Annotated in this window: 25 protein-coding genes, 1 tRNA gene and 1 pseudogene; 18 read left to right on the top strand and 9 right to left on the bottom strand. The window is 65.2% G+C overall.

The genetic code is table 11. The features are described 5' to 3' along the window. Nucleotides 1-448 (bottom strand): annotated as a pseudogene (locus tag EA472_RS09990) (Fe-S oxidoreductase); the annotation flags it as partial. Between the two features lie 179 nt (nt 449-627). Here EA472_RS09990 and EA472_RS09985 point away from each other — a divergent pair. From EA472_RS09985 to EA472_RS09930, 12 genes are all read left to right on the top strand, one after another. Continuing rightward, entirely contained in the window at nt 628-1,218 is a 591-nt protein-coding gene (locus EA472_RS09985; protein ID WP_124191358.1) for a conditioned medium-induced protein 4, read from the top strand. Between the two features lie 170 nt (nt 1,219-1,388). Then, entirely contained in the window at nt 1,389-2,081 is a 693-nt protein-coding gene (locus EA472_RS09980; protein ID WP_124191357.1) for a CRISPR-associated protein Cas4, read from the top strand. A gap of 95 nt (nt 2,082-2,176) precedes the next feature. Then, nucleotides 2,177-3,031 (top strand): tetratricopeptide repeat protein, encoded by an 855-nt coding sequence (locus EA472_RS09975; RefSeq protein WP_124191356.1) that lies wholly within the window; start codon nt 2,177-2,179, stop codon nt 3,029-3,031. A gap of 2 nt (nt 3,032-3,033) precedes the next feature. Next, the gene (locus tag EA472_RS09970) at nt 3,034-3,327 is read left to right on the top strand and encodes a DUF424 domain-containing protein (RefSeq protein ID WP_124191355.1); all 294 of its coding nucleotides are present in this window, start codon (nt 3,034-3,036) and stop codon (nt 3,325-3,327) included. A gap of 66 nt (nt 3,328-3,393) precedes the next feature. Then, on the top strand, nt 3,394-4,299 hold the full coding sequence (locus EA472_RS09965; RefSeq protein WP_124191354.1) for a hypothetical protein: 906 nt from the start codon (nt 3,394-3,396) through the stop codon (nt 4,297-4,299). A gap of 115 nt (nt 4,300-4,414) precedes the next feature. Then, on the top strand, nt 4,415-5,020 hold the full coding sequence (locus EA472_RS09960) for a DUF1989 domain-containing protein (RefSeq protein WP_124191353.1): 606 nt from the start codon (nt 4,415-4,417) through the stop codon (nt 5,018-5,020). 285 nt (nt 5,021-5,305) lie between these two features. Continuing rightward, nucleotides 5,306-6,550 (top strand): aminotransferase class V-fold PLP-dependent enzyme, encoded by a 1,245-nt coding sequence (locus tag EA472_RS09955; RefSeq protein WP_124191352.1) that lies wholly within the window; start codon nt 5,306-5,308, stop codon nt 6,548-6,550. Between the two features lie 342 nt (nt 6,551-6,892). Beyond that, complete coding sequence (locus EA472_RS09950; protein ID WP_124191351.1) at nt 6,893-8,059, top strand: PGF-CTERM-anchored ABC transporter substrate-binding protein; 1,167 nt, start codon at nt 6,893-6,895, stop codon at nt 8,057-8,059. 12 nt (nt 8,060-8,071) lie between these two features. Beyond that, entirely contained in the window at nt 8,072-8,956 is an 885-nt protein-coding gene (locus EA472_RS09945) for an ABC transporter substrate-binding protein (RefSeq protein ID WP_124191350.1), read from the top strand. A 79-nt stretch (nt 8,957-9,035) separates the two neighbouring features. Continuing rightward, entirely contained in the window at nt 9,036-9,668 is a 633-nt protein-coding gene (locus tag EA472_RS09940) for an HD domain-containing protein (protein ID WP_124191349.1), read from the top strand. A gap of 249 nt (nt 9,669-9,917) precedes the next feature. Continuing rightward, complete coding sequence (locus EA472_RS09935; RefSeq protein WP_124191348.1) at nt 9,918-10,319, top strand: carboxymuconolactone decarboxylase family protein; 402 nt, start codon at nt 9,918-9,920, stop codon at nt 10,317-10,319. Between the two features lie 671 nt (nt 10,320-10,990). Further along, on the top strand, nt 10,991-11,233 hold the full coding sequence (locus EA472_RS09930) for a hypothetical protein (RefSeq protein WP_124191347.1): 243 nt from the start codon (nt 10,991-10,993) through the stop codon (nt 11,231-11,233). A 189-nt stretch (nt 11,234-11,422) separates the two neighbouring features. Here EA472_RS09930 and EA472_RS09925 read toward each other — a convergent pair whose 3' ends face one another. Next, nucleotides 11,423-11,845 carry a Usp family protein gene (locus tag EA472_RS09925; RefSeq protein WP_243637821.1) on the bottom strand — a complete coding sequence of 141 codons (423 nt, stop codon included), beginning with the start codon at nt 11,843-11,845 and terminating at the stop codon, nt 11,423-11,425. A gap of 272 nt (nt 11,846-12,117) precedes the next feature. Between EA472_RS09925 and EA472_RS09920 the strand changes: the two genes are divergently transcribed. Continuing rightward, a complete protein-coding gene (locus EA472_RS09920; protein ID WP_124191345.1) occupies nt 12,118-12,822 on the top strand; it encodes a hypothetical protein in 705 nt (234 codons plus the stop codon). 63 nt (nt 12,823-12,885) lie between these two features. Here EA472_RS09920 and EA472_RS09915 read toward each other — a convergent pair whose 3' ends face one another. Together EA472_RS09915 and EA472_RS09910 are read right to left on the bottom strand one after the other, a co-directional pair. Then, the gene (locus tag EA472_RS09915; protein WP_124191344.1) at nt 12,886-14,391 is read right to left on the bottom strand and encodes a flippase; all 1,506 of its coding nucleotides are present in this window, start codon (nt 14,389-14,391) and stop codon (nt 12,886-12,888) included. A gap of 96 nt (nt 14,392-14,487) precedes the next feature. Continuing rightward, nucleotides 14,488-14,976 (bottom strand): metal-dependent hydrolase, encoded by a 489-nt coding sequence (locus tag EA472_RS09910; RefSeq protein ID WP_124191343.1) that lies wholly within the window; start codon nt 14,974-14,976, stop codon nt 14,488-14,490. 417 nt (nt 14,977-15,393) lie between these two features. Here EA472_RS09910 and EA472_RS09905 point away from each other — a divergent pair, with 417 nt between their 5' ends. The 3 genes from EA472_RS09905 to cgi121 all read left to right on the top strand — a co-directional run bounded on the left by EA472_RS09905 (nt 15,394) and on the right by cgi121 (nt 18,722). Beyond that, the gene (locus tag EA472_RS09905) at nt 15,394-15,642 is read left to right on the top strand and encodes a hypothetical protein (protein ID WP_124191342.1); all 249 of its coding nucleotides are present in this window, start codon (nt 15,394-15,396) and stop codon (nt 15,640-15,642) included. 198 nt (nt 15,643-15,840) lie between these two features. Then, nucleotides 15,841-18,201 (top strand): ATP-dependent DNA helicase, encoded by a 2,361-nt coding sequence (locus EA472_RS09900; protein WP_124191341.1) that lies wholly within the window; start codon nt 15,841-15,843, stop codon nt 18,199-18,201. Beyond that, nucleotides 18,198-18,722, top strand: coding sequence for a KEOPS complex subunit Cgi121 (gene cgi121, locus EA472_RS09895; protein ID WP_124191340.1), 525 nt, complete (start codon nt 18,198-18,200; stop codon nt 18,720-18,722). Before EA472_RS09900 ends, cgi121 begins: the two co-directional genes overlap by 4 nt. Before the next feature lie 81 nt (nt 18,723-18,803). Here the strand turns inward: cgi121 and EA472_RS09890 are convergent, their stop codons facing one another. Both EA472_RS09890 and EA472_RS09885 read right to left on the bottom strand, forming a co-directional pair. Then, the gene (locus EA472_RS09890; protein WP_165874867.1) at nt 18,804-19,385 is read right to left on the bottom strand and encodes a VIT1/CCC1 transporter family protein; all 582 of its coding nucleotides are present in this window, start codon (nt 19,383-19,385) and stop codon (nt 18,804-18,806) included. 2 nt (nt 19,386-19,387) lie between these two features. Further along, the gene (locus EA472_RS09885) at nt 19,388-19,666 is read right to left on the bottom strand and encodes a DUF211 domain-containing protein (protein ID WP_124191338.1); all 279 of its coding nucleotides are present in this window, start codon (nt 19,664-19,666) and stop codon (nt 19,388-19,390) included. A 121-nt stretch (nt 19,667-19,787) separates the two neighbouring features. Here EA472_RS09885 and EA472_RS09880 point away from each other — a divergent pair, with 121 nt between their 5' ends. Next, nucleotides 19,788-21,137: an oxidoreductase gene (locus tag EA472_RS09880; RefSeq protein ID WP_124191337.1), complete on the top strand. Its 1,350-nt coding sequence runs from the start codon at nt 19,788-19,790 to the stop codon at nt 21,135-21,137. Between the two features lie 17 nt (nt 21,138-21,154). Here the strand turns inward: EA472_RS09880 and EA472_RS09875 are convergent, their stop codons facing one another. The 3 genes from EA472_RS09875 to EA472_RS22485 form a co-directional block, all read right to left on the bottom strand. After that, on the bottom strand, nt 21,155-21,898 hold the full coding sequence (locus tag EA472_RS09875; protein ID WP_124191336.1) for a rhodanese-like domain-containing protein: 744 nt from the start codon (nt 21,896-21,898) through the stop codon (nt 21,155-21,157). A gap of 122 nt (nt 21,899-22,020) precedes the next feature. Beyond that, nucleotides 22,021-22,093: transfer RNA gene (locus EA472_RS09870), tRNA-Gln, on the bottom strand. A gap of 235 nt (nt 22,094-22,328) precedes the next feature. Continuing rightward, complete coding sequence (locus EA472_RS22485; RefSeq protein ID WP_165874866.1) at nt 22,329-22,466, bottom strand: hypothetical protein; 138 nt, start codon at nt 22,464-22,466, stop codon at nt 22,329-22,331. 54 nt (nt 22,467-22,520) lie between these two features. On the opposite strand from EA472_RS22485, the gene EA472_RS09865 reads away from it, so the two are divergent. Continuing rightward, entirely contained in the window at nt 22,521-23,756 is a 1,236-nt protein-coding gene (locus EA472_RS09865) for an RNA-guided endonuclease TnpB family protein (protein WP_124191335.1), read from the top strand. The last annotated feature ends 19 nt before the right edge of the window (nt 23,757-23,775 follow it).

Here is a 23,775-nt window from a genome sequence, read left to right as displayed (position 1 = left end):
AGATCGCCATGCCGATCCCGACGACGAACAACAGACCCATCGCGTCGACGATGAACTGGTAGGCGAGGTAGAAGTCGCCGTGCCAGAAGGCCACGTCGAACAGCATCTCCGTGGCGTACTGCTCGAAACCGATGATCAGCGTCGCGATCAGCAGCGTCAGAAAGCCCCAGAGAATAAACGAGTGCATCAGGCCGCCGTAGAGATCGCGGTTGAAGTTCTTCTCGTTCGAGAGCGCGATTCGAGCCGCCTCGACGACGCGGGTCGAGAGGTCGTCGAGACGTGCGAACGGGTCGTCGTCGCCGCCGGCGTACCGATCGAAGCGTCGGTAAACGCCGTAGAGGAAGACGAAGATGGTGATCGCCGCGAGAAGGTAGAACATCGCGTACTCCGTGGCGCTGATTCCCCAGTACGTCTCCCTCGTCACCTCCGTCTGTGCTACGACTGTCATTGTAGAACCAGGGGCGGGGGTGTGACTTAATTCTTGTCACGCCGTCCGGAGGAGGGGTCAGTGCCGTCTTGCGAAAATTTTTCCTTAGTGGTAAAGTTCATAATAGTCGTCCATTATCGATTGCGCTCGACGCTATCTGGCAACAGGCTTAAATAGCCACCCGTCGGGAGTGTCCACCCATGAACGAAAAAACCGAAGAGCTCAGGAACATCTTCACTGACGTCACCGACGGTGAAGCGACCGTCACCGAATCGCAAGAGAACACGCGGGGATCGCTCGAGAAGGACGAGCGAACCGACGAAGAGCGGGTTCGAAACGTCGTCGCGCAGATGCGCGATCGCTACGAGTTCGAGACGGCGCTGTCGGACGACGAACTCGTGGAGGTCGCGACGGGCTTTTACGACGGAGAGTCCGACGAACAGATCGCCGATCGGGTGGGGGTGGGGTCGACGGCGGTGTTCGAGGCGCGAATGTCGTTGCACCTCGTCGGCGAGGACGACGCGGACGAGGTGGACCTGGTCGCGATCCGCGAACGCGACGAGGACGACGCCGCACTGGCCGAGGAGTACGGCGTCGACGAGGATCGAATTCGGCGCTACCGACGCGTCGCCGCGGTCGAGGACGAATCGCGCGCGGCGAACGACCGCTACCGCGACGAGTTCGACAGCATCCTCGCCGACGCCGAACTCTCCGTCCGCATGACGACCGACGTCCGCGAGGACGGCCTCGAGGACGCCACGGAAGGAATGGAGACCGACGTCGACTTCTAACGACGAACTTTTTGGCTGGATCCTCCTTCGCTGCGCTCAGTCGAACCCCAGCCAAAAACTTCGATGAAAGAGACCGAGCGTCGCGAGCGCTCGGTACATCTGCTCGAGCAATCGACCACCACCGTCGGTCCGGACGAGCCATTATATACGAAGGAGCGGCCAATCGGTGCGTGTCGGACGAATACGTCACGTTCAGCGATCTCCGAACCGCCGCGTACTGTCCGCGGAAGCTGTACTACCGGCGTGCCGGGGATGGCGACCGTGAGCCGCCGCCGCGGGTCGAGGCGGTTCGCGGACTCGAGCGCCGCTACGAAGATCTGCTCGAGGCGTCCCCGGGTGCGCTCACGAACGAACCGATCGCCGTCCCGTCGGTGCACTACCGCGAGACGCTGACCGGGACCAGAGACCGGCTCGTCGAGGCGGGCGAGTGGCAGCGGCTGCGCGATCCGCGCGACCGAGACGTTCTCGCGACGGGCCGAGACTGCCGCGGCGTCGTCCACAAGGTGCTCGCCGAGCCGCTCGAGCCGGTTCTCCTCTCGACCGGTGAGCCGCCCGAACGCGGCGTCTGGGAGTCCCAGTCCGTCCACGCCGTCGCCGCCGCGAAGGCGCTCGGCTACGAGGAGGAGACGGCGATCGAACGGGCCTGGCTCGAGTACCCCGCCTACGGCGTGATCCGGTCGATCGACCTCACGACGCGACGGAAGGCGCGGTACCGGCGTGCGCTCCGAACGGTGCGAAACGTCGACGGACCTCCCTCGCGAATTCACAATCGGTCCAAGTGCGACGGCTGCGAGTACGCCGGGCGGTGTGGCGTTCGGACGCGAACGTTGCGATCGCTCCTCGGGATCGGCCGAGGAGACTGACGGGTCTCGACCGGGCGGTCGTCCCGGTCGTCGCCACCGGAAACCGGCCGGACGACGCCGCAGGCCTTAACAGTCGTCGACTCGAGGTTCCAGTAATGACCGACCGAGAGGACGACCGCGACCACCGCTTCTCCGACGGGGAAGGGTTCGACGAGTCCTACGACGAGTTCGATCTGGATCCGCCGGAGCTGGCCGTCGATCCGTCGAAAGTCGATCCCGTCGACTCGCGGGTCGTCACCGACACGCTCGACGACCAGCACGTCGCGAACGACGACGTCGACGCCGAGGAGCTGCTCGACGTCGGATTGAACTACGTGGGGATCAACCGGTACGAGCAAGCGACCGAAGCGTTCGAACGAGCCGCACGCTTCGCCGGCGACGAACGACTCGCACAGGAGGCGTGGATCAACAAGGGCGTCGCCCACGCCGAACTCGAGGAGTGGGACGAAGCCGTCGGCGCACACCGCGAGGCGCTGTCGATCGACGACGAGAGCGAGCACGCCGCCACGGCCGAGACCAACCTCGCGTACGCGCTGTGGGAGTTCGGCGAGACCGCCCAGGCGCTCGAGCACGCCGAGCGGGCCGTCGAGATCGACGAGCGGTTCGCCGAAGGCTGGTTCAACCGGGCGTTTTTCCTCTCCGAGCGCGGTCTGGCCGAAGAGGCGTTGCAGTGTATCGACAACGCGATTCGGCTGGGCATGCGCAACGCGAAGGTGCTCGAGGAGAAAGCCCAGATCCTGGAGGCGCTCGGCGAGTACGACGAGGCCGAAGAGATCGCCGAGGAGGCGAACGAACTGCGCGAACGTGCCGAACAGGAACTGATGCAGGACCGAATGGAAGGACAGGGGCGGACGCCCGAGCGAGAGCGAGACGGACCGCGTGAGCCAGACGTCGACGTGACCGATCCCGTCCGCGAGGCCGACCGCGACCGCGAGTGGCAACTCGAGTGACGATGATCGTAAACGAACGGGAGACGCCGGAGGGGCTGCTCGTGGCGGTCTGCGACGACGACGTTCTCGGGCGGACGTTCGAGGAGGGTGAGCTCTCGTTAACCGTCACCGAGGAGTTCTACGGCGGCGACGAGGTCGACGAAAGCGCCGTGATCGACAGCCTGGCGCGGGCGACCGTCGCGAACATCGTCGGAACGCGAGCCGTCGAACTCGCGATCGAAGAGGGGTTCGTCGACGAGGCGAACGTCCTCGAGGTCGACGGAACCCACCACGCCCAGCTGTTGCGCATGCACTGACCCCGGCGAACGCGACCGACCTCCTCCGGGAGAACGTTTTTATTCCGGGGCAGTAACGTATCAAATATGGGTTCGGAACAGCGATCGGTCCTCGAGCGGCTTCGACAGCCCGAGTACACGGGTGAGAACCGCTGCATCCCGTGTACGGCGGTTAATTTCGTTATCGCGGTAGCGCTGGCCGGCGCGGTCGCCGTCGTCGCACCGCTCGCCGCGCCGCCCGTACTCGCCGTCTCGCTCGCGGCCATCTACTTCCGCGGCTACCTGGTTCCCGGGACGCCGACGCTGACCAAGCGGTACTTTCCCGACCGGCTGCTCGCGAAGTTCGACAAACAGCCAGCGCCGGGCGGCGGTGCCCTCGAGGGGGACGCCGCGACGAAAACGGAGGGTGCACGCGCCGACGGACGGCCGGCGGGGGCGACCGACGAAGCCACGGTCGATCCGCTCGATCCCGAGTCGACGTTTCTCGCCCACGAGGTCGTCGTTCCCTGTCGTGATCTCCCCGCGCCCGACGCGGACCTTCCCGACGACGACCTCTGTCTCACCCGGGCGGTCGAACGTGCGTGGCGAGACGAGATCGAGACGCTTCGCGACGGCGACCGGGACGCCCAAGTGGGTGCGTTTCTCGAGACCGATCCCGAACTGGTCTCGGTCGAGAACCCGAGCCGCGGCGAGGGGGTCAGAGCCCGCATCGACGGGAGACTCGCCGCCCGCTGGGAGTCCGACGCGGCGCTCGTCGCCGACCTCGCCGGCGCAGCGGTGCTCGAAGAGCGACTTCCCGACTGGGACCGATTGCCGATCGAAACTCGCAGCCAGCTAACGAACGGCCTTCGGACGTTCGTCGACCGGTGTCCGACCTGCGACGGCGACATCTCGCTGGACGAAGAGACCGTCGAATCTTGCTGTCGCTCCCGCGACGTGTACGCGATCACCTGCGAGGACTGCGACGCGCGCATTCTCGAGGTCCCGCAGTAGCTCGCGGTAGCGTCGTCTCTCGACAACGACGACAGTCTCACGCGGAGCGCTTTGCGCTCGGACGAATTTCCGGTGACCGCAGTTATTTCACTGTGAGTTGCGTTAGCAACGTACCATGGTGCGCGAACGAGTGCCAGAGAAACACGGAATCGCGTTCGAGGTCGACCGCGGCGAGCGGTTCGAAGTGATCGACCCGAAGGGAAGCCAGGTGGCAGATCTGGTCGCGTTCGATCGATCGGACACCACCGAGCGGTTCTCGCCGAAGTACACGTATCGGCGCGAGAACAAACTGCGACCGACCACTGGCGACCGACTGTATACCACCGAGGGCGAGCCCATCCTCACGTTCGTCGACGACGATTGCGGAGTTCACGACCTGCTGTACGCGCCGTGTAATCACTGGGTCGTGGGGGATTACTACGGACAGACCGGGGAAGGCGGCTGTCGGGAGAACCTCGCCGAAGTGCTGGAGGGGGAGGGAATCTCGGAAGCGGAGATCCAGGAGACGCTCAACGTCTTCATGAAATCGGAGATCGACGACTACGAGGTGCGAATCGCCGAACCCGAATCGGAGCCGGGTGATACGGTGGTCTTCGAGGCCGAGATGGACGCGATCGTCGGCATCGCCGCCTGCTCGGGCGAGTCGACCGTCAACGCCGGCGGAACGAAGCCGATCGATCTGGATATTCCGGACGGAAGCGTCCTCGCGCGAAACTTCTGAGACGGCCCACTGCACCAGTGTCTCGGAGCGACCGTCGGACGGCCTCGCGGTCGTTCCGAAAACGACTGACGGCGGTCGGTGTGACGGTTCGGCGATCCGGCAAGCCGCCAGTCGCGGCCCCGGTGGTCCGCGACGGACGAACCTCCGGACAGCTCTTCGAGCAGCCACGGGGACGCCTCGTCGCACCCGTCGGAACGGCTATTCGATCTCGACTCGCGCCGCCGTAGCGACGCCGTCGCCGCCGGACCGAAGGAGTGTTTTGTCTGGGGCACCTGCTAGTCGCCAATGAGCCAACGGAATCTCGAGCCCCTCGACGTCGGGGCGATTCGCGAGGAGTTTCCCGTCCTCCAGCGGGAGTTCGACGGCCAGCAGGTCGTCTACCTCGACAACGCGGCGACGACGCAGACGCCGGACGCGGTCGTCGACGCGATGAGCGACTACTACCGCGAGTCGAACGCGAACATCCACCGCGGCATCCACCACCTGAGCCAGGAGGCGTCGATCGCCTACGAGGAGGCCCACGATCGCGTCGCGGAGTTCATCGGCGCGGACGGCCGCGAGGAGATCGTCTTCACCAAGAACACGACAGAAAGCGAGAACCTCGTCGCCTACGCGTGGGGACTGAACGAACTCGATCCGGGCGAGAAGATCGTCCTCACCGAGATGGAACACCACGCCTCGCTGGTCACCTGGCAACAGATCGGCGAACGCACGGGAGCCGACGTGGAGTACGTCCGGGTCGACGACGACGGGCGACTCGACCTGGACCACGCCCGCGAGCTGATCGACGACGACGCCGCGATCGTCTCGGCGGTCCACGTCTCGAACACGCTGGGAACGGTCAACCCCGTCGCGGAGCTCGCGGAACTGGCCCACGAGCACGACGCGCTCGCGTTCGTCGACGGCGCACAGGCCGTCCCGAACCGGCCGGTCGACGTCGCGGAGATCGACGCCGACTTCTACGCCTTCTCGGGCCACAAGATGGCCGGCCCGACCGGAATCGGCGTCCTCTACGGCAAGCGCGAGCTGCTCGAGGAGATGGAGCCGTTTCTCTACGGCGGCGGCATGATCCGCAAGGTCACCTTCGAAGAGTCGACGTGGGGCGACCTGCCCTGGAAGTTCGAGCCGGGTACGCCCCCGATCGCGGAAGCCGTCGGATTGCACGCGGCGGTCGACTGGCTCGAGGAGATCGGCATGGAGCGCATCCAGGCTCACGAGGAGGAGATCGCCCGCTACGCCTACGAACGGCTCGAAGCCGAGGAGGACGTCGAAATCTACGGTCCCGAACCCGGCCCCGACCGCGGCGGCCTCGTCAGCTTCAACCTCGAGGGCGTCCACGCCCACGACCTCACCTCGATCATGAACGATCACACGATCGCCGTCCGCGCCGGCGACCACTGTACGCAGCCGCTTCACGACAGACTCGGCGTTCCCGCGTCGACTCGAGCGTCGTTTTACGTCTACAACACGCGAGAGGAGGTCGACAAGCTGGTCGACGCCCTCGAGGACGCCCGCCAGCTGTTCGCGTAGAGACGGCGGGCAGGGACGGGACGTTTTTGGTCCAGATTTTTCGCGAGCGGTGAGTGAGCGCCGCGAACGAACGCGAGCGAAAAAGGTGGTCTCGCGACACGCGAGAGGAGGTCGACAAGCTGGTCGACGCCCTCGAGGACGCCCGCCAGCTGTTCGCGTAGAGACGGCGAGCAGGGACGGGACGTTTTTGGTCCAGATTTTTCGCGAGCGGTGAGTGAGCGCCGCGGGTGTCACGGAACGGGCCCGAGCCACGCCGATCTCGAGTGCCACCGTCCCATCGGAGTTTCACAACTCGAGTTGCAATAGTCACGTATTTATTGTGGTGCTGGCCACGGTACTGGTATGTCTACAGCACGGATCTGTTTCGTCGCGTTGCTCGTCGCGGCCGTCGCGGTGAGTCCGGTCGCTGCCGTCGCCGACGCTGGCGGAGCGTCGCTGCACTCGAGCGTCACGGCCGACGCGTCGGCGGAGTGTTCGTTCCCGATCACCGAGACCGACGACACGGGAGCCGAGATCACGCTCGAGGAAGAACCCGAGACGGTCGTTACGCTGAATCCGAGCGCCGCCCAGACGATGTGGGAGATCGGTGCCGAGGAGAACGTGATCGGCACGACCAAACACGCAGAGAACCTCGAGGGAGCCGAGGAGCGGACGAACATCTCGACCGACGCCGAGACGATCGAGCCGGAGATCGTCGTCGACCTCGATCCGGACCTCGTGCTCGCGCCGAGTTCGAACTTCGTCTCCGAGGAGACGGTCGAGACGCTTCGGGAAGCCGGCGTGACCGTCTTTTACTTCCAGTCTGCGGAGTCGATCGACGAGGTCCGCGATCGAACGCTGCTCGTCGGCTCGCTCGTCGGCGAGTGCGACGGAGCCCAGGAGACCGTCGACTGGATGGACGAGGAACTCGCGATCGTCGAAGACGCGCTAGAGGGCGAAGAGCGACCCGACGTGCTGTACACGTTCTTCGGGTTCACCGCCGGCTCGGAGACGTTCGTCCACGACCTCATCGAAGCGGGCGGGGGAACGAACGTCGCGGCCGAAGCCGGCGTCGAGGAGTACCAGCAACTCAGCGAGGAGACCGTCGTCGACGCCGATCCGGAGTGGATCGTCCTCAACACGAACTCGCCCGACGTTCCCGACGGTGCAGCCTACGAGTCCACGACCGCCGTCGAGAACGATCAGGTGCTCGTGGTCGAAGTCAACCACCTGAACCGACCCGGACCGCGGGTGATCCACGCCATCACGGAGTTCGCCGAGACGTTCCACCCCGAGGCGTACGCCGCCGCAACCGCCGACGCAGTGGACGACGATGCGGACGAGACGGCGGAGGTGAGCGACGACGCAGATGGAGCCACGGCCGACGACGGAGCCGACGATCCGTCCGGCACCGACGGAACCGACGACGCCGACGACCAGCCCGGCTTCGGCGTCGCGGCCGCCCTCGTCGCGATCGTCGCGGCGCTCGCCGTGGTCGGCTCGAGTCGGTACCGTCATACTCGTCGGTAAACACGTTCCGGTATGAACGTCGTCTCCACCTCGCCGTCGTCGACGGAGATCCTGTACGAACTCGGCGTGGAACCGGTCGCGGTTTCACACGCCTGCGACCACCCGCCGGCGGCTGCGGAGTTACCGGCGATCGACGTCTCGAAGGTCGACGCGACCGCAAGCGCCGATCGACACGAACAGGTTCGCGCCGCGACGGCCAACGGTCACCTCTACCGGATGGACGGCGCGAGAATCGACGCCCTCGAGCCGGACCTGATCGTCACGCAGGGCGTCTGTGGCGTCTGTGCGGTCGACGACGTACTCGTCGAGGAGACGCTCGCGGACCTCGAAGCCGATCCCGACGTGCTCGCCCTGCAGGCGAATCGTCTCGCGGACGTCCTCGAGTGCGTCGAGGACGTCGGGCGAGCGACCGGGACCGAAGAGCGAGCCGCGGCGCTGGTCGACGACCTCCGCGAGCGGATCGCCGCCGTCGAGGAGCGCGTTCCCGACGAGCCCCGCCCGCGGACGGCGGTTCTCGAGTGGATGGACCCGATTCGACCCGCCGGAAGCTGGGTGCCGGACGTCGTCGACGCGGCCGGCGGGGAGTACGGCATCGGCGAGCCCGGCGAGCGGTCCCGGCCCCTCGAGTGGGACGCGTTCCTCGAGTACGACCCCGAGGTGCTGGTCGTCGCTCCCTGCGGGTTCGACGCCGATCGGACGCTCGAGCAGTTTCACGAACTGTCGGATCGCCCCGGCTGGGACGAGATCGCGGCGGTCCGCGACGACCGGGTGTTCGTCCTCGACGGCAGCGCCTACCTGACCCGGTGGACGCCGCGGCTGGTCGACGCCGTCGAGCGCCTCGCGGCGCTGTGCCATCCACAGGCGTTCGAACTGCCGGCGGACGTCGTTCGTCCGTAGCCACCTGCCGGTCGGAGCGTGCCTCGAGACGGGAGGCGAAGCGGTGTGCTTATTCTTTCATCGAGAGAACGCGGCAATCATGCTCGAGACGGTTCGCAGCCGCGCCCGGCCGTACTTCGCCGACGCCTCGCCCGCCCACGACTGGAACCACGTCGAGCGGGTCGAAGCGCTTTCGGAGACGCTCCTCGAGCGCAATCCCGAATCGGCGGACGAGCGCGTCGTGACGCTCGCCGTCTTCCTCCACGACGTCGGACGGGCGCGCGAGGACCGCGGCGAGATCGACGACCACGCCCACTGGGGCGCGCTCGAGGCGGAACGCATCCTCGCGGACGTCGGTGCGGAGGCGGAGACCATCGAGCGCGTCCGACACTGCGTTCGATCCCACCGGTACTCGAACGACGTCGAGCCGAAGACGCTCGAGGCAAAGCTCCTCAGCGACGCGGACAACCTCGACGCGCTCGGCGCGGTTGGAGTCGCTCGGGTGTTCTCCTACGGAGGCGAGAACGGGAACGCGATCCACGATCCGTCGGTTTCGCCGGCTGCGGACGAGTCGCCGGCCGAACAGACCGGGTACGAACACCTCCACGAGAAGATCCTCGCCCTCCCCGAGCGGATGTACACCGATCCCGGCCGGGAACTCGCACACGAGCGGACGCGGTTCGTCCGCGAGTTCGCGGATCGACTCGAGTCGGAAATCGCGGGCGAACGGTGAGCGAAGCGACGGCGCAGGTGCGAGCGGGGACGCGCAATGGAAACGCGAAAATTACACCGCGTGCGAACCGAACGGCGAGTGTCCTCGCCCGATCAACTGGATCGTCCGGCGGACACTGCGGGATAGTTACGAAAGCCGTTCGTGAAAAAGAAATAAGTGGTGGATCGAAGTAGGTCGAATGGTGCTTGGTATCATTGAACAATATTGAGCGCCACGTACCGTTCTCCACGAAGAACGGGGGAGAGAAGCATGACATCAGAGCAAGCACACCAGGAGATCGAGGAGTATCTCGGACAGGTACCGAGCTGGATGGAGACCATCGCGGAGCCGGCGAGCGACCACAGCTGGGGGCTCTTTCGAGATCTCGTCCTCGGAGAGACCGAACTGTCCCAGCGGGAGAAAGGGCTCGTCGGACTCGGCGTCGCCGCTGCGATCGGCTGTCCCTACTGCACCTACTTCCACAAGCAAGAAGCGCGGCTGGCCGACGCGTCCGACGCGGAACTCGAGGAGACGATCAACGTCGCGAGCAACACGCGGTACTTCTCGACGATACTGCACGGAAACGAGGTCGACCACGACGAGTTCGTCGCCGAAACGGACGAAATCGTCGACTACATCCAACAACAGGAGGCCGCACCGGCGGACGACTGAGACGGATTGCTGTACCGATGTACCGGCGCACCTGCGAACCGGGCGGCGGGTGCGCCGGTACTGACTTACAGTAAACCGTATGAGACGGTCCATCGTGCCGATTTATCGGCGGGACCGCGGACTGACCGCGGTCCCACCGGCAATGACGTCCGATACCGTGTGAACGCGTGCGCGGAACGCTTATTTTCGTATTAGGGACGGACTCGAGCGCGCCGAACGCGGACCGGGCCGTGAACCCGCTCGGGTGGAGGCGCGGGCGCACCGATCGCGCGTTCGAGGTCCTCGAGCAGCGTCCGCTGACCGCCTTCCTTCAACCGACACCAGTAATTATATTATCACTCAGTTCGATCGTCACGATGGAAGGCACTCGCCCCAGAACCGGACGCGGGGGCATGCGTATCGAAATGCCCCGGGTGGTCAGAGCACCCGAGGCGGGTGGCTTCCAAACGCTTACGTTCGGTTGCCATGCTTTCGTTACTGCCACCGAGACAAAAAGGTCTCGCACGACGACTCGGTATCGCCAGCGAACAGCCCGCGGCTTCGGACACCGGCCCCTCCGCGGCGGTTCGGGAGAATCGCTCTCCCATCGACCAGCGGGTGCGGAGTCGACGACCGCGGCGTCTGCGCCGTCGCCGTCGACTGGCCCGAAACGGGCTCGGAGGCCGCTCCCGATGAGTACCAGCCACGGGGCCGCCGACGCGGGGAGCGCCGACGGTTCCGAACTCGTCTGCGATCGGTGCGACGATCCCGTACCGCCCGATCGGGTGATCCGGCTCTCGAGCGAGCCCTGTTCGGAACTCGCCGATCGGTACGCGGCCGTCACCCGACCGCACTGTCCCGACTGCGTCGCCGCCGTTGGCATGCTCGCGTTCGCAGCCGAAACTCGAGCGCACGCACCGGTGGAGTCGGGATAACGGCCACTCTCGAACGGTTCGCGTCCGAGTGAGCGACGCGGTTGGACGCGGACGGTGCGGACCAGCGGTGAGTGGACGCGCGATCCGGTCGACCCTCGCGAGCGCCTCGAGTGGCGTGTCGAACGCGGTTCGAACGCAACGCTGTGGCGGGTGCCCGTGGCGTCGCGCTCGCCGTCCACCGACGTCGCGTCAGTACACCGGAACGACGAGGACGTTCTCCGCGCGCAATCTCGTCAGGGGATCGGAGAACAGACTCCCGAAGCCGGCCCCCCAGTCCACCGCGGCGTCGATGACGACGCAGTCGCCGTCGACGTTCCGGGTGTACTCGACGATTTCGTCGATCGGTCGGCCGATGCGGCCCACCGCCCGGTACTCCTCGAGGACGGGCTCCGCGATCCGTTCCGCCCGCCGTTCGCAGGTTTTTCGAACCGTTTCGATGCCCGTCGGAACTCCGAGCCGCTCGCTCAAAACGACCTCCAGGTTCGCGTACCACCCCAGACCTTGCACGTACAGGACGTGAACGGCCGTCTCGAGGTCGTCCGCCCGTCGCGCTGCTTCGACGACCACGCTGTCCGGCCTGGTCGTTCCGCTCACGACGGCGACGACGACCATGTCAGTCACTCACGGGTCTCGTGGACTTTTGTCTTCCACTTACTCCTACCGGCGTGACGTGACGATTCCAGCACGGTTAACGCACCGTCCGTGCCGGGTGGGAACGGTCCCGTCACCAATCCGATTCAGAGGGACGGTGGAGCTGTCAGTCCGTTGTCGAGATATCCAAAACAGGCGACGATTTATACCTACTTTACTAGGATTTAGACGAGTTTTTCCCAATTTGTCGGGTTTTGAGAATCTTTTTGTAGCATAGATCGAACCACCCACTCATGCAAGCCAATTTCCACACGGATACCGCTCGCCTGATAACGGACATTCGGTACGAGTTCGACGTCGACCGCTTCATCGAAACGGGAACGAACGTCGGAGAGACGGCCGAGTGGGCGAGCGAATACTTCGATCGGGTCACGACGATCGAGATGGACGACGAACTGCACGCGCGGGCGACGAACGAGAGGGGACACCTCGACAATATCGAGTTCGTCAAGGGGAAATCTCAGGACGAACTGCCGAAAATCGTCCAGGAGCTGGAGGACTCAGCCGTCTTTCACCTCGACGCCCACTGCGGCGGAAAGTGGTTGGAGTCGGCGGGTGATACGTCGGCCAACGCCGAGTTCACGGAGTGTCCGGTGCTGGAGGAACTGGAAGCGTTGTCGCTGTCCGACCACGACCATTTCGTCTTCATCGACGACGCCCGAGTGTTCACCTCTCCGCGACGGGAACCGTTCGACATGGACGACTGGCCGGGCATCCAGGAGATCATCCACGCCGTCGAAGAGGTCAACGAGGACTACCACGTCCTGATCTACGTGGACGAGATAATCGTCGTCCCACCGTTCGCCACCGAGTTCGTCCGCGAACGCATCAGGACGTACAAGACGGAAAACCGGGACAAATCGAACCGGTTCAAGCGATACGTGATGAACAAAGTGTGGCAACACGCGAGCCTCTCCGGTCCGGTTCAAGACGTCTAAACGACTGGAACGAGGACCCTGTTCGTCCTCGACCGATATTCTCGGAACGAGAACGGTCGCCTTCTACCGGGACGTCAGTTGACGGACTCGAGGCACAGCCTCGAGCACCTCCGTGACTTCCGTCCGGGAGAGCGCTCTCGTTGTCCAGGCGAGCAAAAAGAGCGTCGTCAACCCAACCAGCGTCACGACGACGATCGAGAGCACGTTCGACTCGACGAACCGATCGATCAGCCAGAGAATCGGAAGCGGCCCGAGACAGGAGACGATCACCCGGCCGAGCCGAACGTTTCTGAGCGGATCGAAGCCCAGCCGTTTCGCCGCCCAGACGTGGAACAACAGCATCGATCCGTATCCGATGCTGGTCGCGACCGCCGCCCCGGCGACGCCGTACCGCGGAATCAACGCGAGATTCAAAAGCACGTTTAGTATCGCAGCGGCCCCGGTTCCGTAGATCAGTACCCGCATGTTCCCGTGGCCCTGTCCGATCGCGTATATCGGACGAGCGACTGCGAATCCGACGACACCCGGTAACAGCAACAGCATCGGTACGTACGACGCGGTGAACTCGCCGCCGAAGTAGATCGGCAAAAACGAGTCACCGACGATCGCGAGCACGACGCCGACGCCGCCGGTGAGCAACAACGTGTACCGCGTAATGTTGCTCGCCATCTCCGTTATCTCTGCGGTCCGGCCTTCGGCCCACAATTGTGAGGCGGAGTGGAGCAGGACGATCTGTAAGGCGAGCGGTACGAACCACAGGAATTCCGCAACGACGAGCGATGCGTTGTAAAATCCCACTCGTTCGCTCGCCACGAACGGCTGCAACAAGAGAATATCGGCGATGTAGAGCGATTTGGTTAGTAGCACGAACACGACGTTCAGCAACCCGTACCGGAACATGGGGGAGTGAAAGAGTTCTACCGGATTCGGGACGAGCGATCGTATTCCGCGGAGGCGAACGCTCGTGTGACGTTTCAGGGCCGCGTAGCCGATGACCACGATCAGAAACGTCGACGCCGCGTGTCCGATCAGTACGCCCGAAACGTGGAATCCGATCACGGCGAGAGGAAGCCCGATGATCGGGAAGAACACCCTGTTGAGAACGTACATCGTCTCCGAGTACTCCTCCAGTTTGAACCCCATCAACGAACTTCGAACGAGGTGGTAAAAGGCGTGGAAGAACACCATCACGGCGACGATGTACAGGTAGTTGCGCAAGCGGTACTCCAGCAGTACGGTGCCGATCGCGGCGTACGTAAACAGTACCAGTCCAAGCGCGATCGCCGCACCGGACAAAAACGAAATCGTGACATAAAAGGAGAACACCGCCGCTTTGTCCTCGCGATCCGGATACTCCGCGATGTACTTTCGCGCACCTTCGTACACGCCGCCGCCAGCGAGCGTACGTAGCGCGCTGTAGACCGCCATCGCAAACGCGTAATCACCGTAGCCGCCGCTTCCCAGCACGCGGACGACGAGTGGAGTGGTGAGTACCGTCAACACGCCAGCGCCCACGCGACCGGTGAAGATGTAAAAGAAGCCGTGAGTCAGTCGTTTTTTGATGTCCATGGTCCGATGAGTTACCCGATCGAAGCGGACGTCGGGCCGTCGCGATTGCCCGGTGAATCCAGCGTGTTTGCAACCGTCCGAGCAGTGCGCAACATCTTATGCGACCACCACGCTCGCCAGTCCGACTGCGAGGACGACCGCGACGATTCCGAGACAGAGCAACGCGTAGTTTGCGACCGGATTGGCGGCCGGCGTCACGGAAAGGGAGTATCGGTTACCGGTGAGAAACGGGTCGACTCCCATGGGCGTAAGCGCATCGACGACGATGTGCGACGCGATGGCGGTCGTTCCGATGACGAACCCCAGCGATCCGAGTACGAACGGGACGCCGAAGTTAGTTCGTACACCTGCGACCACCCCGGCCAGACCGAGTATGCCGCCGACCAGCACAGCGAAATGGACCGTGTGCGTCACGCCGCGGTGGGCGATTCGCGCGGTCTTCATATCGGCGTCGGGGAGAACCGAAAGTACGACCGCGACGACTCCGCCGATCGCCGCCAACTCGAGTGAGAGAAGGACCGCAACGACGAATCCGACCGGCGCGTACGCCACGAGCGCTGCGCCGTAGTGGCCCGTCTGCTGCATTAGTATCGATTCGCGGGTGTGACGGTACCAATCTATCGGTCCGTCGAGCGTCGACGAGCCTCACGATCGCAGCTCGTGAGTTCGCCTTCGACGGGGTTACGAGCCGCCCGTCGAGACGTCTCGAGCGAATACGACGGCCGTACGAACAGCGCCGAGACGGTCGGGTTCGACTCCGTTTTCCACCGTCGCGTCTCGAGGCGGTCTTGATGCGCTGGAAGCGATACACGGGCCGCGAGCGACGGTCTCTGGAGCGATAAAACGAGCCGCCTACGGGACGTCCACCGCGGGTCGTGCGCCTGCTCATCACAGAACGGACTGAGAGAGTGCGAACGCCGAAATCTCGAACGGGCGTCCGAGCGTTCCGCAAAGGGCTTTTAGGACTCGCTCGTCTACGAACGGGTGCCGAGGTGAGAACGAATGTACGAGAAAACCATCGGCCGACCCGAACGGGATCCGTTCGACGTCCTGGTCGACGTTCTCGCCGCGGTGGACCGGTACGACTTCGTACTCGGCGTCGTTCCGGTCGCGTTCGCGGTTGCACTGGTCGCGTCGAACGTGACGGGCCTGTCGACGACGGGGGCGGTACTCGCGGCGTCGGTCGTCGGCGCGCTCGCGATCGTCGACGCCTGCTACCTCAATCCGCCGATCGACCAGGATTCGACGTAGCAACACGCCGTCGATTCGTCCTCGACGGTGAACCGACCACCAACCGTTCGGACGCGGCTGCGCTCGTGTCTCGTCGAAGTTCGTTCGAAAGCCGACCGTACTCGCCGTTCCTGACCGACCGCCTCCCGCTAGATCGAGCGAGCGACGAAACCGCCTCGAGACGATACTTTAAACCGCGGGACGAGCCAAATGGGCGTGATGAACGTCGAGGAGCTGTCGCGGCTCCCGCCCGGCGCGATCGAACACTTCCAGCGGGAGGGGATCGAAAAGCTGTACCCGCCCCAGGCCGAGGCGGTCGAGGCCGGCGCGACCGACGGGGAGAGCCTCGTCGCGGCCGTCCCGACCGCGAGCGGCAAGACGATGATCGCCGCGCTCGCGATGCTGTCGGCGGTCGAACGCGGCGGGAAGGCGCTGTACATCGTGCCGCTTCGGGCGCTCGCCAGCGAGAAAAAGGCCGAGTTCGACGCCTACGAGTCGTTCGGCGTGACGACGGGCGTCGCGACCGGCAACTACGAGTCGACCAGCGACTGGCTCGCCACGAAGGATCTGATCGTCGCCACGAGCGAGAAGGTCGACTCGCTCGTGCGAAACGGCGCGGACTGGCTCTCGGATCTCACCTGCGTCGTCAGCGACGAGGTCCACCTCATCGACGATCGGAATCGGGGGCCGACGCTCGAGGTGACGCTCGCGAAGCTGCGACGGCTCACCCCGCGGCTGCAGGTCGTCGCGCTCTCGGCGACCGTCGGCAACGCGAACGAGATCGCCGACTGGCTCGACGCCGCGCTCGTCGAGACGGACTGGCGGCCGATCGACCTCCGGATGGGCGTCCACTACGGCAACGCGCTCAACTTCGACGACGGCACGACGCGCGAGGTGGCGGTACAGGGGAGCGAGAGACAGGAAGCCGCGCTCGTCCGCGACATCCTACGGGAGGGCGGTTCCTCGCTCGTGTTCGTCAACTCCCGTCGGAACGCCGAGGCCGCCGCCCGCAGACTCGGCGGCGTCGCCGAACCCGAACTCGCCGACGAGGAGCGAACGGAGCTGACGGAGCTGGCGGCGGAGATCCGCGACGACAGCGACACCGAAACGAGTCGCGATCTCGCCGACTGCGTCGAGCGCGGGTCGGCGTTTCACCACGCCGGCCTCTCGAGCACCCAGCGGAGCCTCGTCGAGGACGCCTTCCGCGACCGACTGTTGAAGGTGATCTCGGCGACGCCGACGCTCGCTGCGGGCGTCAACACGCCCGCCCGACGCGTCGTCGTCCGCGACTGGCGACGCTTCGACCCCAGCGCCGGCGGGATGGCCCCGCTCGACGTGCTCGAGGTCCACCAGATGATGGGGCGGGCGGGTCGACCGGGACTCGATCCCTACGGCGAGGCCGTCCTGCTCGCGTCGAGCCACGACGAGAGCCAGGAGCTGTTCGACCGCTACGTCTGGGCCGACCCGGAGCCCGTCCGCTCGAAGCTCGCGGCCGAGCCCGCCCTGCGGACGCACGTCCTCGCGACGATCGCCTCCGGGTTCGCCCGGACCCGCGAGGGACTGCTCGAGTTCCTCGAGGCGACGCTGTACGCGAGCCAATCGAGCGAGCCCGGGCGACTCGAGGCGGTGACCGACGACGTGCTCGCCTACCTCGAACGCAACGACTTCGTCGAGCGCTCGGGCGGTGGAGGGGCGGACGAACCCGACGCGGACGCGTTCACCTCCGCCGCCGACCTCGCCGAGCGCGGGGACGCCGAGGTGGAACTCGAGGCCACCAGCCTCGGTCACACCGTCTCCCGACTCTACCTCGACCCGATGAGCGCCGCCGAAATCGTCCACGGCCTCGAGAGCGCCGACGAGCGGTCGACCGCGCTCGGGCTCTACCAGCTCGTCTCCCGAACACCGGACATGTACGAACTCTACCTCCGTTCGGGCGAAGACGAGAAATTCGGCGAGCTGTACTACGAACGCGAAACCGAACTGCTCGGGGACGCCCCGAGCGAGTTCGAGGAGAACCGCTTCGAGGACTGGCTCGCGGCCCTGAAGACGGGCAGGTTGCTCGAGGACTGGGCCGACGAGGTCGACGAGGAGCGGATCACCGAGCGCTACAAGATCGGTCCCGGCGACCTCCGCGGGAAGGTCGACACCGCGGAGTGGTTGCTCGGCGCTGCGGAGTCGTTGGCTCGCGAGATCGACAGCGAGTGGACCGTCGCGGTTCGCGAGGCGCGCGTCCGCGTCGAGCACGGCGTCGGCGAGGAGCTGCTCGAGCTGGTCTCGGTCGGCGGCGTCGGCCGCAAGCGCGCCCGCCGACTCTACGAGGCGGGCATCGAGGAGCCCGCGGACCTCCGGACGGCGGACAAAGGCGTCGTTCTCCGGGTTCTCAAGGGGAAGAAGACCGCCGAGACGATCCTCGAGAACGCGGGACGGAAGGATCCGTCGATGGACGGCGTCGAGCCGACGGGTGAGGCGGCCGGCGGGACGGACGGTGGTTCCGGCGACGGCGGGACCGGGGCGGCCGGAACGACGGGCGAGGACGCGGCGGCGACCGACGATCAGTCCAGCCTGGGTGACTTCTCGTGAAACTGCTCGAGTGCCGGCTGTCGGTCGACGACCTCGACGCGTTCGTCTCGCGGCTGGGCGAGATCGGCGACGGTCACGGCGTGACGGTCCAAGCGTTCGACACCCGGTACGTCGCCGATCGCCGTCATCTCGAGCGCGCGGTCGAACTGGCCGACCGGTCGATCGAGCGAGGGGAGAACGTGGCTCGCGACCGAGCCGTCGAGATCCTGCTGTACGCCGCCGGGCGGCGACAGATCGACCGGGCGCTCGAGATGGGCGTCGGCGAGGGCGAGAACCGGGCCGCGATCCTGATCGACGCCGAACCGGGGCGCGACGACGGGAACGACGACCGCGAAGCGGCTGCGCTCGAGGAGGTGGCGGAACTCGAGGCGGTCGCTTCGCGGGAGTCGACGCTCCCGGAGTCGGACGAGGAGACGCTGTGTGACTTCTTCGAGGTCACCGACGCCGAGCGGGCGGCGACCGACGCCCCGCTGTCGGCGCTGGTCCGCGAGCGGGTGGCGCTGCTCGAAGTCGAGAAGTGACCGACTCGTTCGACGGGCCTCTCCCTCGAGGACAGAGCGGAAGCGATCCGCGATCGAACGCGTCTCGCGCTCGAGCGGAGATCACCCCGGCAACAGGACGTTGATCCCCGCGACGACGAGCCCCGCGAGTCCCATCCGGACGGCGGCGACGTACCAGCGTTGGCGCGAGATCGACGCGAGGTAGACGCCGAACGTCGAGAGGATCAGGATACCGACGACGATCGAGGCGATCACCGCCTCGAGCATCGTGAAGACGATCCCCTCGAGCGCCAGCGGGACGAGCGTGAGCGTGATCGCCAGCAGCGGTCCGGACGCGCTCGCGACGGCGTGGACGATCTGGGCGGCCCGGCCCTCGCGCTGGACTCTCGTGTCCTCGAGTTCGGTGAGCATCGCCCGCTCGAGGCGGTGGCGCTCGGCCCGCGCTTCCGCGCGTTCGATCTCCCAGACGCTCCAGACCCCCGACGTGCCGAGGCCGACGGCCGCGCCGACGCCGATCGCGACCGCGGTGAGGCCGTCGTCGATGCCCGAGAGGTAGGCGCCGACGACGACACCGATGCTGGTGAGCGTGCCGTCGAAGCCGTTGGCGATGAAGTACCGCCGGGAGATCGAACGGACGTCTTCCTTCTCGAGGACCCGCCGGAGACGAGCGATGCGTGCACGCATCGTCAGAGCCAGGGATCGTCAACGGCGCGCGAGCCGCAGGCGACCTGATCGATCGAGTGGATCGACGCGCTCAGATCCTCGATCTCGGCGCGTATCGACTCGAGGTCGAGGTCGTCCCCCTCGATGGTCACGCGGAGCGTCTTGACTGTCTCGTCGACCTCGACGACGGTCGCGGTGGTCGCGTCGACGTCCTCGAGGTCGCCCAGTTGGGTCGCAAAGGAGACGACGCCCGGGTCGTGCGGTTTCAGTACGTCGAGTACGAGCCGGGTGACGGGTGCCATGCGCGGTCGAACGACCGGGAAACGGAAAGGGTTAGGGTTGCCGACAACCCGAACTTCGAGGTCGCGGCCGTCCGCTCACCCCGTGCGGCACGCTCTTGTACGATCCCGTGATAGGCGGGGTATGGCGACCCTCGAGGAACCGATCGAGATCGGCGGCGTCCGGATTCCGAACCGACTCTATCGGGCACCGCTGCTCGAGTGCGCCGGCAACGGGCCGGACGCGGTCGAGACGCTGATCGACGACCTCGAGCCCGCCGCGGCCTCCGGCGTGGGGCTGATCTTTCAGGGAGCGACGATCGTCCGCGCCGACGGCGGCTGTGCGGCACCGGGGATGACGCGCGTCCACGACCCGGCGTTCGTCTCGCGGCTCTCCCGACTCACCGACCGAATTCACGACCACGGCGGCCGGATCTTCGTCCAGCTCGAACACGGCGGGCTCCGGAGCATGGAAACCTGGCACGCCGAACACCGCCGCGAGAATCCGGACCTCGAGCAACTCGCCGTCTCGAGGCCGCCGTGGCAGCTGCGGGTTCTGGACCGGATCGGGGCGCTCTCGTACGATCCGCACGTCCTCTCGACCGACGAGGTGTACGACCTCGCCGCCGATTTCGGCCGCTCGGCGGCGTACGCGGTCGAGGCGGGCTACGACGGCGTTCACCTCTCGGGGGCGAACATGGGGATCGTCCAGCAGTTCTGCTCGCCGTTTTACAACCGGCGCGACGACGAGTTCGGCGGCTCGCCCGAGGCGCGCCTCGAGTTTCTCGCGCTCGTCCACGACGAGATCCGCGACCGGGCGGGCGACGTCGCGCTGACGACCAAGGTGCCGGCCGAGACGCCGGCACCGCCCCCGCCGCTCGTGAATCGAACGCTCTCGCTCGAGGACGGCGTCGAGATGGCGCGTCGGCTCGAGCGGATCGGCTACGACGCGGTCGTCCCGGTTCTGGCGTCGGTGGTCTGGGACATGAGCATCGTCCGCGGCGAGTATCCCGACCGGGCCTGGGAGAACGAAGCGCTTCGCGAGGGGTACGACGCCGCCTTCGGCGGACCGCTGCGGCGGCGGCTGGTCGCGCTCGGCAACCGCCTCGAGTCGGTCGCGTACGACTTCGAGCCGGCGTGGAACCAGGAGTTCTGTCGGCGGGTCCGCGAGCGCGTCTCGATCCCCGTCCTCGCGGAGGGCGGCGTCCGCGAGCGCGAGACGATCGATCGACTGCTCGATCCGAACGAAACCGACGGAGCGAACGCTTCCGGCCCCGCCTGCGACATGGTCGGGATGGCCCGGCCGTTCTACGCCGAACCCAGACTGGGTGCGCGACTGCTCGAGCCGGAAGAGCCCGACGCACGCGTCATCTGCGAGAGCTGTAACAACTGCACCGTCCCGCAGGTGACCGGCGCGCCGGGCATCTGTCGAACGCCGGGCGTCCTGCGCCGACGCGGCGAACTCGAGCGGAAGGGGGCGTACGACCGAGGGTGAGCGTTACCTGACGGAAGTCAGGCCGAGATGACGTCGCTCGTCGCCTCCGCGAGGGTCATCTCTCGCGTGTACGACGGCGCGTCGACCTCGAGCACCGTATCGTCGTCGACGTCGGTGAAATGAAGCGTCAGTTCGTAACTTCCGTCCGACTCGACCGCGCTCATCTCGCTTTGATCGCTCTCGAGCGTTCGCACGGTGACGAACTCGCCGGCGTAGGCGGGATCTGACCGACCGCGGACGGTGTACGCGGTGAGACTCTGTGTCGCTTCGCTCCCCTCGATTCGGTATCCCGATTCGAACCAGGCCTGAAGGCCCTCGTCGAGCGCGTAGACGTTCTCGTATCCGTCCGCGATCAACGTCGCCGCCCGCTGGCCGGCGAGCGTGTGCGGACAGACGCAGTAGGTGACGACCCGGTCTTCCTCCGGCCAGGTGGCGACCGGATCGTTCGAAACGCCGTCCGGCGCGCTACTCAGGACGGCACCGGTGATTCGAACCGCGTCGTACTGGTCGCGGCCCCGCGTGTCGACCATCCGCGCCTCCTGGCGCTGGTACCAGTAGTGGACGTCCTCAAGCGGCGCGAGCGGGACGTCGATTCCGCCGAACGACTTCGTTTCGTACTCGTCCGTGTCGATCGACCGCTCTTCGGGGACTTCCTCCGGCTCTGGACCGTAGCCGTCGGTACTGTTGTTCCCGCCGAGACAGCCGGCGACGGCCGTCACCGTGGCGGCCATTCCCGCGATGAGATACTGCCGTCGATTCATTGGGTGCGAGTAGGAACGGCGTGCAAATAGGGATTCTGGTGGCGGTGATCGAGCGAGCCGACCCCTTCGTTTCAGGTGGAAACCGATAGGCGGGGCTGGGGAGTGCGCTCGAGTCGAAGAAGTAGTCCATGCTGGATTCGAACCAGCGTCGTCAGCCCCAGAAGCTGACAGGATTGGCCACTACCCTAATGGACTTGACACGATCGGTCGGCGTGTAACTCCGACGTATCAGTCTGTAGTTGATCGCAGTATTAGAGTGTTGCGAACTCGGTCGAAAAACAGTCTATAGTACCGACTGCAACGATTTGCATACTGATCGGCGATCTCTCTGGTGATCAGATGTGGATGATGCACAGTGGGCACAGTGGCTACTGTAACAGGAGGAACACGATAACGTCCCATCGCGTCACTTGACTACACTGTCCACCGATCAATCGGCACTCTCGGAATCCAACTCCCGCTGAGCGTGAAGTAACATCCCTTTCCATGTCAGCCCGTGGTGCTCTTTCGTCTCTTTCAGGCTTTCGTACTGCGATTCGTCGTCGAACTCTATCTTGACGTACTTCATACATGGTGTTACACTAAAGTTACGTTTAAGTGTGGTGGTGTTGTAGTGATTGGTGTGTCCAAGACGGTGACGAAAACGCTTCAGGCCACGCTCGCCACGCCCACAGCAGGCAAAGAGCAACGCCTACAGCGGCTCTTGGACACCTACCGCGAAGCACTCCACGACGCCTTCGATGCTGAAGCAGGCACGATGTCTGCCGTCAACGACATTGTGACGCCCTACGACCTGCCGTATCAGGCCAAAGACGCGCTCAAGTCCTACGTCCCGAAGCTTCGAGATACGTACAACGCTCGTGAGATTGATGACGAGCACCCGCTTCGACTCGTCAACCGAGCCGCGAAGTTCGACTACTCTGATGAGCGCGAATACGGCTTTGTCTGGCAGACCCCGCAACCCGGCCGAGGGACGAACTTCTGGATTCCACTTCGAATCAACCCCGAACAGGAATCACTCTGGTTCGACCTGCTGAACGACGACGCGAAAGCGGGCGAGCTCCGCTTGCAGCGTCACCGAACGTCGTGGGAGTTACATGTCACTGTCGAGTTTTCCGTCGGCGAACCAACCGAACCGGACGATCCGACGTACATCGGGTTTGACGTAGGTGAGAGCGCGCTGATCACGGGCTGTGCCCTCAAGCGCGACGTACCACGGAAACCGATGCTCGAAAGTGGCAGTCGAGCTCGACACCTCCGCAAAGAGATGTTCACGACGCTCCGGCGGCTCCAAGAGCGTGACGCCGCCGACTGGCGTGTGGACGAACGTTTCGACCACTACCAGAACGCACTGACGGATATCGTTGAGAAGGTGTCCCGGCGTGCTATCGAATATGTCGGGTCTTTCGAGGACCCGGTAATCGTACTCGAAGACTTGTCGTACATCCGCGAACAACTCGACTACGGCAAGTTCATGAACCGACGCTTACACGCGTGGGCGTTTGGCCGTCTTCAGGGCCGAATCGAAGACAAGGCCTCCGAAGCAGGGATTCGCGTCGAGTACGTCAACGCGGCGTACACCTCGCAGACGTGCCACGCGTGCGGCCACCTCGGTCACCGTGAGTCGCAAGCCGAGTTCACGTGTACGAACGACGACTGCCACGTAACAGAGTTCCAAGCAGATATCAACGCGGCCGCAAATATCGCCGGTCGCGTAGATCCGTGGGGAGAGAGCGTTCCTTGGGAACCGGAACGCAATGACTCGCCTCGGAACGGGAGCGCCGGTGACAGCGCCACAGTCCACCGCGAGACGAGCGAGAAATCCTCGGAGATGACGCTCGCGGCGTACTCGGACTGAAACCTGCCAGATTGGATTC

Source organism: Natrarchaeobius oligotrophus (genome assembly GCF_003841465.1).
Classification (GTDB): Archaea; Halobacteriota; Halobacteria; order Halobacteriales; family Natrialbaceae; genus Natrarchaeobius; species Natrarchaeobius oligotrophus.
The sequence above is the reverse complement of the archived record's forward strand: the minus strand, read 5'-3'. Positions and strand labels throughout refer to the sequence as shown.